8 protein-coding genes are annotated in these 15,599 nt (G+C 42.8%); 7 read left to right on the forward strand and 1 reads right to left on the reverse strand.

Features of this window, described 5'->3' with window-relative positions; all coding sequences use genetic code 11:
- Window positions 1–14 precede the first annotated feature (14 nt).
- Both ACTZWV_RS06055 and ACTZWV_RS06060 read left to right on the forward strand, forming a co-directional pair.
- Window positions 15–3,359 carry an STY4851/ECs_5259 family protein gene (locus tag ACTZWV_RS06055; protein ID WP_444785676.1) on the forward strand — a complete coding sequence of 1,115 codons (3,345 nt, stop codon included), beginning with the start codon at window positions 15–17 and terminating at the stop codon, window positions 3,357–3,359.
- A complete protein-coding gene (locus ACTZWV_RS06060; protein WP_444785677.1) occupies window positions 3,356–9,613 on the forward strand; it encodes a DEAD/DEAH box helicase in 6,258 nt (2,085 codons plus the stop codon). Before ACTZWV_RS06055 ends, ACTZWV_RS06060 begins: the two co-directional genes overlap by 4 nt.
- A 133-nt stretch (window positions 9,614–9,746) precedes the next feature.
- Here the strand turns inward: ACTZWV_RS06060 and ACTZWV_RS06065 are convergent, their stop codons facing one another.
- A complete protein-coding gene (locus tag ACTZWV_RS06065) occupies window positions 9,747–9,944 on the reverse strand; it encodes a helix-turn-helix domain-containing protein (protein ID WP_444785678.1) in 198 nt (65 codons plus the stop codon).
- A 151-nt stretch (window positions 9,945–10,095) separates the two neighbouring features.
- On the opposite strand from ACTZWV_RS06065, the gene ACTZWV_RS06070 reads away from it, so the two are divergent.
- The 5 genes from ACTZWV_RS06070 (at window position 10,096) to ACTZWV_RS06090 (ending at window position 15,597) form a co-directional block, all read left to right on the forward strand.
- Complete coding sequence (locus ACTZWV_RS06070; protein ID WP_444785679.1) at window positions 10,096–10,572, forward strand: hypothetical protein; 477 nt, start codon at window positions 10,096–10,098, stop codon at window positions 10,570–10,572.
- Window positions 10,569–10,883 (forward strand): hypothetical protein, encoded by a 315-nt coding sequence (locus ACTZWV_RS06075; protein ID WP_444785680.1) that lies wholly within the window; start codon window positions 10,569–10,571, stop codon window positions 10,881–10,883. The genes ACTZWV_RS06070 and ACTZWV_RS06075 overlap by 4 nt, the downstream gene beginning before the upstream one ends.
- Window positions 10,884–11,193: 310 nt before the next feature.
- The gene (locus tag ACTZWV_RS06080; protein ID WP_444785681.1) at window positions 11,194–12,021 is read left to right on the forward strand and encodes a TnsA endonuclease N-terminal domain-containing protein; all 828 of its coding nucleotides are present in this window, start codon (window positions 11,194–11,196) and stop codon (window positions 12,019–12,021) included.
- 6 nt (window positions 12,022–12,027) lie between these two features.
- Window positions 12,028–14,205, forward strand: a complete 2,178-nt coding sequence (locus ACTZWV_RS06085) for a hypothetical protein (protein WP_444785682.1) — start codon at window positions 12,028–12,030, stop codon at window positions 14,203–14,205.
- Window positions 14,206–14,214: 9 nt separating this feature from the next.
- Window positions 14,215–15,597, forward strand: a complete 1,383-nt coding sequence (locus tag ACTZWV_RS06090; protein WP_444785683.1) for an AAA family ATPase — start codon at window positions 14,215–14,217, stop codon at window positions 15,595–15,597.
- Window positions 15,598–15,599: the final 2 nt, after the last annotated feature.

Consider the following 15,599-nt stretch of genomic DNA (forward strand, 5'->3'; position numbering starts at 1 on the left):
GGATTTAGGTGATTATGATGCAGAATACACAAACTGTTTTAAATGCAGCGGTTACGCCCTCTGATTTCATTAGCACGCTGCTTAAAAAAAGGGGATTGAACAGCCCCTCTGGGCAACCTCTTTTTTCGTATCAAATCTCACACGAAGAATATTTGTCGCTGCGCGAAGTGACAAAACGCTTTTATCCCAAAACATCACTAACTACCTCCCGCCATAGCCATTGGGCTGCTTGCTTCGTCTTGTTTTGCTCTGAATGGTACAGAAGAGAGTATCAGACAGCGGATGGATGGCAATGGTCTCCAATATGGCAAGAACTGGGGTTACAGCTTGATCAAAGTGACCTCCGTCAGATTGTGCCCATGGGCCTGGAACTATTTTGGAAGAGAACCGTTCGCCGTTTTGAGGTATCAGGAACCAGGACTTTTTTAGGCTCGGTATTTATTGAGGGGGGCTTGCCTTTCCAGTTGATACGTCAGTCTGACAATAAGTTCGGTTCGCTAGTATGGCGGGTACTGAAAAACTATTTTCGTGTTGAATTATTAGGGATCGAATTAACGGAGTTAATTAAGCAGAACGTTACGTATTTGCCTTCTGTTTTCTCAGAATCTGAGAGTATTGAACTTATTGCCAGCGTGATTAGAAATCTGATGCGACTAGCAAATGAAGTCGATGTTAATAACTTGGAGCAAAAGCCTTCAGAGCAATTAGATAAATTAATACCAAATTGGCGCGAACATTTTCCGATACCATTAGATGACGAGACGGGCCGTGAGTTGCTTAACAATTGGCTTGAACAGGCGAGTAGTGCCAGCCAGTCAATAAAAAATGTTCAAACGAAGCTAACGTGCGATCACGTCATTGATATCGACACGCTCAAGATCAAAACAAAGATCACATTTCCTAAAAGCCTCAGTTTTGATATCGAACGATCACAAGTTAGCTCAACCCGACTCGAGCTTGGACTGGATGAAGGCACTAAAAAGTCTGCTCAATTGGGTAGCGTCTATGCCCTGTTTGAGGGGCGGGTATGTAAAGTCAGGCCAAGAGTAAAAAGCATAGTGGTTAGTCGGGGAAATCCGCACACACCACTATTTGTTGAACTCACAGAGTCAGGAATATGCCGGGATAGACAGGAAATATCAGCATCAGCTTTCCCAATCGGTGAGACTCCTATTGGTTTTGAAGAAATTAACAATAGCTTCAGCTACTGCGGACAATCTAGCTTTAGTGTGAAAGCCAAATCGATCTATGTACTTGTCTCGGCAACAGCTAGGTTGGAGTCGTTGAGCGGTGTAGTGGCTCTAGAAAAAACGTTATCGTATCAGGGCACATTACTTCATTGGTACAAGGTGTTTGGTGAAGTTCGGGTACAAGACAATGGTAACCGTTACCGTATTTGTACTAACTCAACTTATAACAGCAGTGGTGCGTTCGAATTATCTGGCCAAGAGCTTCAATGGGAAACCAGGCCCACCCGAGTTTACAAAGGCTTGCCCAAAGTAATATTGCCAGACGCTGACAGTCAAACAGCGACCAACATGTTTGAATTTATCAACGACAAGCCTAAACATACATTAAAGAATCACGAGAAATATGGCATTCATACTTTTAGCCTGAAAAATGCAGAAGGTGATGTACTTTTAAGAAGAAAATTAGGTGTATTGCCGGATGATTTGATGCTCAACTTTCACTCCACTGCACAGGGAGTTGAATTACACATTTTTACCAAGACAACGATCTTCGTTGAGGTTGTGGTAGAGGGGGCGCAGTGTGAACATAGTAAACAAGAGCACACACACATTTATTTTCTGCGTGTTGGACTGAAGCCACCGTCAACTATAAGACTGTCCATTTCTGCCAATCTTGGTAGTGACCCAATTGAAATAACGTTGCCATTTCCAGCTGCTGGCGTGTTTGGTTTTGATAGCAAAGGGGATGAACTTGGTACATCGCTTACCGTGCCTCAACTCTTGGGTTCTAAAGTTTTGCTCTACTCTGCTAAAGACTATATCGAGATCTTTACTTTGTCCGTAGCGCTGAAACCAATTTGTCGTAATTCGCCGAGGTTTGAATCGAAAATTAAAGTTGGGAATCGACCAGTATTTATTAGCTTATATAGCTTTAAAGAGCGAATCATGGAGCTTTTTGCTTTAAGCGCGCTGGATGATGGTATTGATGCAGAGGTTGAAATTGAAATACGAAATGGCGTTAACGCGAAAAAATATACCGTTAGAAAATATATTACTGAGCTCGAAATAGATACAAAGCACAATATTGTTTCGTTTATCAGCAGTAACGGTATCGATACGTTTAGTGAGCAGCCGCAAGCGATTAGAATAGCTGAACCTGAGCGGCATAGTGAGTATCTTCCTGCTAAAAAGCTGGGTGACATTGTAGTGGATCGATATGAACTGCTGCCGGCAATGTTTAAAGGCGATGTGTGGCTTATTATTCCTGGAGTGGGCAATGATCTCGCTTTCAGACCACGGTTAGTAAATTTAAACGGTGAGCAGGAAAAGTATACAGCGCAACGAATTGATACGCTTCAGTCAGCAGTAAGGGCTTATCACCCAACGTCCAACCCAGATGTCATTGGCATGGTGATCTCAGATATGGCCGACAATATCACACACCGTAGTTGGGGATATTTGCGGGCGCTTTGGCAAGAGACTAAACACTTACCCTTGTCAACATTTCAGGTATGGCATGAGATTGCTAAAAATCAGCGCGCCTTAACCGTGGCATTGTTTGTTTTTGAAATGAACGAAGAGTTTATTCAAAAACTGGATGTCGAGCTGCCGATTTTCTGGGAAATGATGCATATTAATAATTGGGATCAAGCTATAAGTCAGTATCGGTCATTTATTGGCCGCTTTTTGCCAGACCCTAAAGTAATTACCTCTCAGTTAGAAGAGTTATTTTTAAACCTGACAAGTTGTGTGGCATCTTTTCCCGCGCCATTAACTCGTTACCTCGTGCATGGTGAGTTTGAAACCTACTTAGATGAGACTCAGGCTAAGCTTTTAGTAAATCAATGCTGGCTTCAGGATTTACTTAGAACTCATGCCGAGTCCTCTTGGCCGGATATGTTAAATACACCGCTGTTAAATGCAGCAAAGCAATGTCATGCAACCAGTTTTATGAAATGCGAACCATATCAAACTTCTGTCGTTTTTTACCCTGCTGTAGCTGCCGCTGTTGCCGCTGGCATTATGCGGATTGAAGACTATGTCCGGCTTGACCCTAATGCCATTTATGAGATGAAAAAAATTCGGGAATTCGATCGCGATTGGTTTGGCGCTGCTTACAGCTATTTTGTCAGCATTTACGAAAAAATGAATAAAGAGAACGAAGCATGAAATATTTCACGAGCCTTGTTGAGCAATCAATCAATCGTGCCAGAGAATCTACTTTGGGTGTATTAGGTATTACCAATCCAAATCTTAGAAAGTATCTGCAACAGCAGATGTCGAAAGAATGTGGCGCACCAGATTCTTTCCTGGCGGATCCAGTCTTGGAACACACATTCGGATGGGAGCAGGCAAAAGAATATACGCTGAATTCATTATCTGACACAGGCTTACTCAGTTCACCGCTTGTGAATTCATTAGATCAGCAAAAAGTGAAAAGTGTCGAAGGGAAAACGATTAATAACAGATATCGCTTCGCCAGTCATTTTTCGCCGTACACGCACCAATTAGTAAGTTGGCAGACTTTACTGGCAGAAAAGCCTAAGTCAGTGATTGTTACCAGTGGCACCGGCTCAGGAAAAACAGAATGTTTTATGGTGCCAGTTTTGGAAGATTTGTACCGTGAATTTAACCAATCTAATGCAAAGCTGATTGGTGTTAGAGCGATTTTTCTTTATCCATTAAACGCACTGATTAATTCTCAACGTGAACGGTTAAATGCCTGGACACAAGCATTTGGCTCAAACATTCGATACTGCTTATACAATGGCAATACGCCTGAAAAAATGCGGAAAGTTCGAGATAAACAGAAAGAGCGACCAAACGAAATTTTGTCGCGGGAGTTAATGAGAGAGGAGCCTGCACCTATACTTGTCACAAATGGCACCATGCTCGAATACATGCTGGTTAGAAATATAGACTCCCCTATTATCGAAGCATCCAGAAAGCAAAAGTCATTGAGATGGATTGTACTAGACGAAGCTCATTCTTATGTAGGCTCTCAAGCGGCTGAATTGTCGATGCAATTACGCCGCGTTATTCAGGCGTTCGGCGTCGAGGCTAAAAATGTTCGATTTGTTGCTACATCTGCAACCATTGCAGATGAAAATGCCAATCAACAGTTAAAAACGTACCTGGCAAATTTGGCAAACGTTTCCGAAGAGCAAATTGTGGTGATTGATGGCACAAGAGCTGTACCCTCACTGCCTTCCTTGGCTAGTAGAAAGCGTTCTTTAAAGCAGCTAGTGGCTGTTGATAGTGGGGGGGAGGTATCAAAAGAGCGGTTCCAAATGCTGTGTGAGTCGCCGATAGCACGCGAGATCAGACATAAATTTGTTGACAATAAACAACGAGCCATAAAGTTGTCTGCATTACGACAACACTTGAAAGAATGTTTTCCAAGCGAATCCTTCTCGACATCAGAAATGCTTGAATGGATTGACTTGTTAACAGGGACCAAGGCTGAGGAAAATCAGGAAGCGTTTTTAAAAGTTCGGGCACATTTTTTCCAGGCGATGCTGAACGGCTTATGGAGTTGCATTGATCCAAAATGTAACGAAAAAACGGGGACGTCACTTGAGGGAAATTGGCCTTTCGGTGTGGTGTACACACGTCAGCGAAGTCGCTGCAACTGCGGCGCTCCTGTGTGCGAAGTGGGCTTGTGTGACGATTGCAATTCACCTCATCTCCTTGCTTTAGAAAAAAGTGGTGAGACTTTAGTACAGCGCAACATTTTTGTTTCCGATGAGTTTTCCTTGCTGCTTGATACAGACGAAGCTGAAAACGAGGATGATGGCGCAAGGCTGAAGGGAGCCAAAACCACTTTCCCTGTTACTCTTCGAGCGTTCCCTGACAAAGCCGGTCAATACATTCCTGTTGAAATTGATAAGGAAACAGCCGCAATCGGCACGGCATCTGAGCCTATTCATTTATATCTAATTAAAGATTACGAGAATGAATGTGGTTGTTGTGGTTACAAAGGAGCGCACGGCAGTAAACCTATTCGCAGAGCCATTTTAGGTTCTCCTTTCTATGTTGCCAATGCGGTGCCTACGATTTTAGAGTATTGCCCTGACCATCAGCCTGATGAAGATAATAAATTGTCTCCGGCAGAACTTCCTGGCCGGGGTCGTAAATTGATTACTTTTACTGATAGTCGTCAGGGCACCGCTAGGATGGCCGTCCGTATGCAGCAAGAGGCAGAGCGCAGCCGCTTGCGAGGGCTAGTTTTTGAGATACTACAAAACAGACAGCTGACGAATAAAGCTGAAACAGCTAATGTATCAGATAACGATATAGCACAACAAAAACAAGCAATTGCAGCATTAAAAGCGGCCGGCCAACATGAATTTGCAGCAAAACTTGAGAAACAGATTTTGGAACTCGAAGCGAGTAATGTTGACTTTAAACCGATAGTGGTTAGCTGGACTGAAATGATTGATTTGTTGTCTGAAAAGACTGATATCAAGCACTCGATACTTTCTTATAACAAATATGCCAACCCAGAGCTGTTTGACGATAGTATGGGCGGAAAGAGTCTGGCAAAAATGCTGCTGATTCGGGAGTTTGCAAGACGGCCAAAGCGGCAGAATAGCTTAGAGACCCAAGGTATTATTAAACTTGGTTACCTTGGGCTGGAGAACATAACAGCCTTACCAGAACGTTGGGTCACCTATGGTTTTTCGGTGCAGGATTGGCAAGATTTCTTGAAAGTTAGCCTGGATTTCTATATCAGAGAAAACTCCTATGTGGTACTCGACCCCAAATTGCTGAAATGGGTTGGCCGTAGGTTTTATCCAAAGCGTTTTCTAAAGCCTGACTCTAACGAAGTTACCAGCGAACGGGTTAAAAAGTGGCCCCAGGTTACCTCTCAAAATCAAAGCAGGTTAGGCAAACTATTATTTATAGCCGCCAATTTTGATGTTTCTGACAGCGCTGCAGTTGATATCGTCAATGAATGGCTAAAAGCAGCATGGAATGCCCTAACAACTAAGCGAATTTTAGACAACGAGGGGAATCTGTTCTACTTGAACCCTGACAAGATAACATTTTCTTTCGCTGATACCAGTTTTGTCTGTCCCCAGACAAATAAACTTATAGATACTGTATTCAGAGGATTAACACCGTATCTGCCACATGACCTGTCTGCAATAAATGTACTTTGTGAAAAAGTGAGTATGCCTGCGTTTTGGACTTTTGATATTTCTCAGGAAGATTATGCTCAGGGATTAATTAAAATGCGTGAGCTGGTGCACCGGGAAGGAGGTATCGAAGCGCTTAGAGATAGAAGTCTTTGGACGGACATTAACGACAGAACCGTTGAAAAAGGTTTCTATTACCGCACTGCTGAACATTCTGCTCAGCAGTCGGCTGATCGCCTGCAAAAATACGAGAATGATTTCAAACTTGGAAAAATTAATGTATTGAACTGCTCAACAACTATGGAAATGGGCGTGGATATTGGCGGAGTATCAGCAGTGGTCATGAATAACGTCCCGCCTCATCCAGCAAATTATTTGCAAAGGGCCGGGCGCGCAGGGCGAAGTAAAGAGTCCAGAGCAATAACTTACACGCTATGTAAAAGTAACCCGCATGACAGACAAGCGTTTAGTGAGCCACTGTGGCCTTTTATCACCGCTATTCCAGCTCCTCACATATCTCTTAATTCGGAGCGATTAGTCTATCGGCATGTAAATTCATTACTATTGTCTGAGTTCTTACAACGAATTGTGGGGCCAACAGAAAAAGAAAAAACGGCTCTGAATCTACAATGGTTTTTTGAACCTGAACAGGATCGGTCGTCAGTTTGTGAGCGATTTAAAGCGTGGCTGGACGTGTGTTTAAAAGACGTTGAGTTTAAAGTTAAGGATTTAGTTAAAGGCACTGCGCTTGAATCGTTTGAGCCATATCGATTGATCAACAATAGCAGAAAGCAGATCGAAGTACTTGAATCAAAATGGATAGGACAATTTAATGATTTGTTAGAAAAACTGAAGAAAGCTGCAAAAGACTCACCATTTGAGTATCGAATTAATTTGGAGCTAGGTCGTCACCGCACTGAATACCTGCTTAAAGAGCTGGCGGCAAAAACCTTTTTACCCGGTTATGGTTTCCCAACTGATGTGGTGACTTTAAATAACACTAATATTATTGATTACAGAAGAGCTAAACAAAATAAAGATAAAAAGAAAGAAATCCGCGAAGATAATATTTCACTGTTGAGAGACATGCCAAGCCGTAATCTGGCAGTTGCCATACGAGAATATGCGCCAGGCTCTCAGCTTGTTATTGACGGCCGGGTGTTTAAATCTGCGGGAGTATCTTTGAACTGGCAGAAGTTCGGTGAGCGGGGCGGCGAAAAATTTGACCTTGCCTGGAAATGTGGCAAGTGTGGCCAAACCGGATTAACTGAAACTATCGTCGATGAAACAGAATTGGAATGTGATTCTTGTGGCCACTTAATCGCTCTTTCCCCTCAATCGGAAATTAAGAAAACGCTTCAACCAACAGGGTTTGTTACAGACTTTTTTGAAGAGCCGACGAATGATATCAGCTCTCAGAAATATATCCCTGTGCAACCGGCGTGGCTGTCTGTTTCTGGACAATATCAAGCGCTTCCGAATCCATCTGTTGGACGCATGCGAGTTGGGGACAATGCCAAACTTTTCCAACACTCTTCTGGCGAACATGGCACCGGCTATGCTGTCTGTTTAAGTTGCGGTAAAACTGAATCAATGATGGCTGATAGTGAATATCCAAAAACTCTTCAGCCAAACGAAAAGCATCGACCAATACTTTCTACACCAAAATCGAAAGATGACAAACAGTTTAAGGAGTTGTGTGAGGGAAATCTTCAAAAAGAAATTCACCTTGGTTGCTCTAGCTACACAGACGCCTTTGAACTGACACTGCGCCATCCGGTTTCTGGTGAATTCATAACTAATACGGAAGAAGGTAAAACTATAGCCCTTACGTTGGCTGTAGCATTGCGTAATGCACTTGCAGAAATGCGAGGTATATCAACCGCTGAGATTGGCTACCTTGTAAAGGCTGCTGTAGATGAAATATCCAATCTGCCGGGCATGGTTATTCAACTATATGACACACTCTCTGGCGGCGCAGGCTTTGCATCAAGTGCAGCAAAGGATATTAATATACTGCTGCATAAAATGTATGAAGGCCTGGCCTGCCACGATAATTGCGATGATGCCTGCTCTTCATGTCTATTGGACTCTAATACTCGTCATGATGCGAATAATCTCAATAGAAATGTCTCGCTCAGATGGCTGGGAGAAGATTTTACTCTCTTCCTCCATCTTCCGGCAGAATATCAATTTTTGCCTAAAGCAGAATATTGCTACCACTCAATAAAGGAAGAAATTGCTTACAGGATAAGTAAAGGAGCTACTAAAATTTGCATTTGGCTATCACAGAACCCAAACGAGTGGGATCTCAATGCTAGACATGTGCATCGTTATGTTGAGCAGATTATTGAGTACTACAATGTTTCGTTGTCCTTTGTACTACCTGCAACGAAACTTTCCAAATCAATGCAGCAAACATTGAAACGTTATCAGGAACTTGGCGTCGAACTCGTGTCAACTACAGCCGTTGCAAAAAATGGTGGGTTTTTGGCTGTTGCTGTAGGTAACGACAAGCAAATGTATGGTATTGCAATACAAAATGAAACGCCCCTTGTACCCGGAAATAACTGGTTGGAGAGCCAGCCTGATTGTATGGTTGTAGCAGCGATTCTAGTTGATGCGCCTATTTGGAGCGGTGTTGATACTTCGGATTGGCATCAGTTTAAAGACGGAGGCCGAATAGAAATTTCAACCGAACTTAATGGTCCTGTAAAACAATTTGGCAAAAAGCTATGGGACATTATCGGAACCAAGTACCCTAATATCACCCAGAAAATAGGTGAGGTAGGTATTGAGTCTTTAGATTATACCGACAGGTATATCCAATCTCCCTGGAGTATTATTCTGCTAGGTGAAGTTATGCGTGGTTTGGGTAGTTTACCGGCCCCGTCTTTTACTATTAACTCGTTGTTTAATCATAAAGATCGAACCGGATGGCGATTGCATGACGATTGGGATTGTGAAGAAGAATTCCAAAAAGTAGTTGATATCTGGTTTGAAAAAGGTATTTCCTTGCCTGTGAATTTATCGATTCATAAGGACAGAGGGGCGGTTCCGCATCGCCGAGAACTGATCTTGACGCTGAAAGATGGAGAGCAGTATTCAATTGCATTCGATCAGGGCGTGGGGTATTGGTCTCACGATGTCAGCAGAGAACTCTATCGATTTGAATTCACAGATGTTAAAGAGCAACTTGAACAAATGATCAAAGTCTGGACCACTGGCCATGTTAAGAACAGTGCTGATTGGCCCTCTGTTCTGTATCTGAACAAACTATGATTAGACGTTAAGGCTGTTAAGTTGGCTAGCCGCTCACTCGGCTAGCCATAGTTTTAACTCATGAGATATCTGGACAACTAAGCCGAGAATCCAGAGTTAGCAATATAGCGGGCTAGCGTCCATAAAAGCCTTTTTAAACCCTCTCAAACAGATCCTCGACTTTGCAGTTAAACAACTCGCAGAGTTTTTCTATTGTCTCAAAATCTACCCTCACTGCGGTCTCTTTATACAGCAACGTGATCGTATTGCGGTTTAAGCCGGTCTCACGCGCGACGTCTACGATTTTTAATTTATGTTCGCCCATCAGTCTGGCCAGGTGACATCTAATCAATTTTGCTACCCCTGATAAAAAAAAATCATTTTAAATGACAAAAAGCGCTTGCAAATGTTATTTTGCGATGCTAAATTTCACTTAGAATGACATTTTAACTTTTTAAATGTGATTCTGTTACTTAGGATAATGCACTAAAGGAGTTATTTCCATGAAAAAGTTATTGCAATCGACAAAGGCGAAAAACGGCACGGTATATCTGCCTGCTGCTTCTGCTTCTGGCAGGCATGTATCGACATGTGTTAGGGCCAATGACGAATTAGCACAGAATCACATGAATGAGGAAAACCATGCATGGTTACGGGGCCTTAATCTAACAAATGGTCATGGTGATTATGTTGAGCTTCCGCCGGCAATTCGTAATGAGCTCTTAAAACAACGTTTTCGCCGGCAAACACGCAACCTGACTACCAGTTTGATGACGGCACTAAAAATTGACCCGTATGGCAAGTTGCTGGTGCCCGTTTGTGGATCGGGGAGATCGGCAGATAACGCAGAAGCAGTGCTTTACTGGGTAAGACATTTTGCTTGCTGCCCAAGCTGCATACTCACTCTCAGTTTCAATCAGATGCAACGCAAGTTCGTGCGGTTTCTTTTAGATCAAACGGGACAGGAGTACTACGAATGAGCAATGTAAAACGGCATCAGGGCTTTCTGGCGCAATATTTTATTGAGAAAGACCGCTCTCGGGGGCTGAGCTACGCCTACGGTCTGCGCCAGCAGCCAGGCTTACCACTTCACCTGATCAAAACTGCTCCCATTGTACGATTCGAGTACAAAACGGCTCGTTTTTTTACGCACTATGGTGTGTATGCGATGGGCGAGCTAATTACCGATCTGGATGAGCAGCGTCTGTACCGGCTGACGTTAGCTGAAAACGACGTGCATTTTATGGACGATTTTACCCTGAGTGTGCCGTTGTCATTGGCGCTGCATTAGCACAAAGAGGCCAGCAGGGATGCTGGCTATAATCAATAACTTCGTTTTTTACTACGCCGTTTTTGCGCCAGGTTTTACCTTTTTGTTGTTGTTTTTTCAATCTTGACTTTATCATTTTTGTTGTTACTGAATCTAAGTTGCTTATCATTTTTGTTGTTATTGAATCTAAGTTGCTTATCATTTTTGTTGTTATTGAATCTAAGTTGTTTATCATTTTTGTTGTTATTGAATTTATGTTGGGAATATTTATAAATTTAATATTGACAATAATTTTTTTCAGATCTAATAATAAAAATGTCAGGAGGGTAGTATGGAATTGCTAAGTTTAAATCAAAAGGATGTTGTTAAATACAATAGTTGGGTGCGCACTATAAATAAAGAAATTTATAGACCCTACTTGACTGTGCGAAAAGTAAATAAATTCGGCCGCAGGCATTGGCTTTGGTGTGACATACAAAAAAGGGAAGTTCATCTTTTGTCAGATGGAGAGCGCAGAGCTTATGAGATTATGATCTCACAGCCCCGCACTGTCAGCATCCTAGAGCAATATGCATTGGATATAGCCGAAACGATCTCTATCGCTAAAGACTTGGGTTTTGTTCATCCACGTAATTACAAAACTAAACAGCTGAGCGTCATGACAACTGATTTCCTGATTGTCACTCAAACAGTCAACCAATCTGACGCTGTTGGCAGTAAAAAAACTGCTTACACATTCAAATACAGCTCTGAACTTTATACAGACTTGACCTGTAGTACATTTTCAAATTCAGCTACACGTACTATTCAGAAGCTGAAAATTGAGCAGGAATATTGGAATCGTCGAGGTATTGAGTATCGCATCATCACTGAGCTGCATGCGACTAAAGAACGGGCTTGGAATATTCAGTTTTGCAAGATAGGACTTAAAGATTCGGTTGACAAAGACCTGGCTGTGAAGTTTTCAGCTGTGCTCTACGAAATTTGGGAGCAAAGCCGCTACGTACATTTGTCTGATTTACTTAATACGAGCGCAGTAACACTGGGCATTGATCAGTCTGCTGCGGAGCAATTGTTCTATTTTTGCATCTTACATGAGCTGGTTAATCTAGTTCATTCCTTCAAATTGCAAAAATATCGTCCAATTGAGCTGGAGTGACATTGTATGCCTTATGTTGGAAGTGGTTATTTTGGTGACATCAAATCATACAGACTTTGTGCAATCAGCCAATCTGGAGAATATTTCGCGTTGTCCAACATGGTTCGTATGGCTAAGGGCGATTTCGAAAAGCCACTTGTTTTCACGCTTGCTGAGCTGGCTGATTTTTGTCTTGTGAATGGGTTGACTGAGCGAGAGTATGAATTGCCGCCGGAGCTGAGCTTTTCTGACAGGGCTCTGGAATCCAAAGGCCGTGCTAGTTGGTTACAGAAGAGAGATGCAAATTGGCTTCTGCTGCGTTCACTTGCGACTCCTGATTTGATTGAACAATACCTATTTGGGAATGGAATAAGTCAGCAGATTATAGCTCAAGTTAATACGGGAGGGTGGGCTAATAAATCAGCGTACTATCGCGCGCTAAACAGATACATAGCGTTGGGAATGACGAAGAATGCGCTATTACCCGTTGGGCTTAAGAATTCCGGTACTAACAGCCCAACCTACAAAACTGTCGCAGAGATTAAAACGAAGCGTGGACGCAAATCAACATTACCTTTGGAACAAACACGAGGCGTATGTGAGGCAGACAAGAGAAATATTCTCGCTGTTTCTAACAAGTTTAAAGCCGCCAATAAGAAATTTTCCGTCCAGGTTGCACACAAATTATTTGATGCGACTTATCAACGTACAGAAATGCTGCGTGACCTTGACGATGGAAGTATGCAAAAAATAATAGTGCCTTTTGCTAAGAGCGACTGTTTGAGTTACCACCAGTTTTATTATCACTTCCGAAAACTGGTCGATGCTGAAACCTTAGCCAAGATACAGCACGGTCATCTAAAATATGCCAAAGATATTGCTCCAAGAACGGGATCTGCACTCGATGGTGTAGTTGGGGCAACACATCGATATGAAGTTGATGCCACCGTGCTGGATTTATATGTAGCCTATCCATATCAAGCAGGACTAAGTGTTGGACGTCCTGTGCTTTACCTGGTTATTGATGTGTACTCTTCAATGATCGTTGGTATGTATTTAGGCTTCTCAGGTCCGGACTGGGCTGGTGTCACTCAGGCGCTTGCAAACGCTTGTCTTGATAAAGTTGAATTTGCACGCCGATATGGATTGGACATCTCGGAAGATGATTGGCCGGCGTATCATATTCCCAGGGAAATTACTATTGACAATGGTCGTGAATATAAGGACTGCGTAATTTCTAGTGCGCTAAAGAGTCTGTTGGGTATTTCCGCAGTCAATCTTGCGGCCGCTTATCGGGGCGATTGCAAAGGAACTGTTGAAAGGTCATTCGGGGTATTAAATGACAGCTTAATTCATCATTTATCCGGTTCGATTTTCAAGCAGCAAGATCGGACAGAAAGCCACCCATCGAATGCTGCTACGTATACCTACCAGCAAGTAGTTGGCATTCTGATCAGAGAAATCTGTTATCAAAACAAGTCTGCCAATCGTCTGAAAAAACTTGGTTTTAAGGCGGCGATAGACGGCTGTAATATATGTCCTGAGGCAATTTACTTGCACAGCTTACAACATAATATGTCTGGGGGGCGACCAACGACAGTTGATGACCAAGCGAGAGTCTATTGGGCTTTTTTACCCGAAGAAGATGCCACCGCAACTGACCACGGCATTGTTTTTGGAGGCTTGGAGTACATCTCCGATCACCCACGCATTGTCAGCATGTTTAACACTGCAATTAAAAAGCGCTTCAAAATCCCAGTTAAACGATTAAAAGATTTCGTGAATTGCCTTTGGTATCGAGCTGAAAGCGGAGAGTTTATCAGACTGGACTTAAAGCGTATTAACAACGATAGCCGTTATTTAGACCTGCCGTGGGAGATCGTCGAACATCGCCTGGTTGAAGAAAAAGTTATTGCTCAGGGGGCGAAAGAAAACGAACGCTATCTTCGTGCAGAGCGTGATACTAAAATCTTCGAAATCTATAACAATTCTGACGGTAAAGCCGCTTTTCCAACTGGTAAATCATCAACCCGAAAATCAATTCAGAACGGAATGAAACAGCGAAAAGAAGAGCAGCATATGCAGAATCGCATTGCTGAAGCTGCACAGCTGACTCGTTCTCTAACGTACACGTCGGAGCAATCAACAAAGGATATGCTATCCGACGAACTGCCTGATCTCGATAACGAGTTGTATTATACGTAGGAGATTGACATGGATGCAAATTACGAAGCTTTACCCCTGCCGAACTCTGCAGGTAATCCATTGGTAGAAGCTCTACATTTCTTGTTTAAGCCTGAGTTTCAGGCGCAAGTAATGTCTGGCAATTTGCAATGGTGTCCAGCCGGATTCTGGCAGATGCCCAAGCTTTTTCGGTTTACAGTTCTTGGTGAGCTAAATCGTATTCATGTTCCTGCGCCGCAGCTCGAGGTATTATATGAAAAAATTGTCAGTCATTTAATTAATTCTTATGGTCTGCGAAACCCTTTAACAGCGGCTTCAAACCGGCTCAAACATACACTGGCTGTCGCGCTTAAAGATAAAAAAACGGTACCACCTGTTCTGATGACAACAGCGCCAACCTCGTTAGTACACGGGCTGTCAGGTACAGGAAAAACCTCAGGAATACGGCGTGTTTTAAATGGCATACCACAAGTTATCTTTCATCGGGAATATTCAGGTAAGCCATATCAACAATCGCAGTTGCTATGGATTTCGATAGACTTACCTGCAACCCCAAGTATTAAAGCTTTAGCCTTGAATTTTTTTCATGCTGTAGATAAGGCGTTGGATACAGAGTACCACCGGGAGTGGTCCAAGCGTAATCGGGATAGCGTGGATCAGCACATTCTCGGAATGCAGTTAGCCGCGCAGTCACACGAGCTGGGGCTGGTGCATATTGATGAAATGCAGTTCATGCTGAAGTACGCCAAAAGCAAAGACACACCGTCGATGACCGTGCTTGAAGCAATTTTTAACAAGCTTGGCATTCCTATGTTACTGAGTACTACTACTGCTGGCCTTCAATTATTCCGCGCTGACTATACCGAAAACGGTGGGGCCGACATCACAATAGCCAGGCGCATGCTGAATGATCGGGAAATACAGTTTAAGCCTGTTGCTAAAAACTTACCTCAATTTGTGAGCTTTTTTGAGTCATTATTCCCACCAGAATCGCTATTTAACTGCTCCGAACTTTCATCAGATTTTATCGACCAATTTCATCTGTTAAGTTGTGGTTTACCAGCGATTATGTTGCGTCTTGCCAAGCAGTACCATGAAATTTTTATGCAGCGAGCGGATAAAAAGGGGGTAACTTTAACGTCTACAGATGATGTAAAACTGCTGCTATCGGTTTACAAAAATCAATTTGGATTGATTGATTATGCTTTGGCTTGTTTGCGACGCGGCATGCTTGATGAGTACGAAAAGAATGTTTCTAACCAGGCATCAGGCGTGCACGAAAAGCCAAAAGCGACACGTAAAAAGGTAGCTAAACCTGACTTAACAACTGTCCCCAATCCAATGATACCGCTGGCGTCTTGTGTAAGTGATGGATTAACAAATACGACTGAATTTAAAGTAGGGATGGCTTAACA

It is taken from the genome of Rheinheimera sp. NSM, from assembly GCF_052380015.1.
GTDB lineage: Bacteria > Pseudomonadota > Gammaproteobacteria > Enterobacterales > Alteromonadaceae > Alishewanella.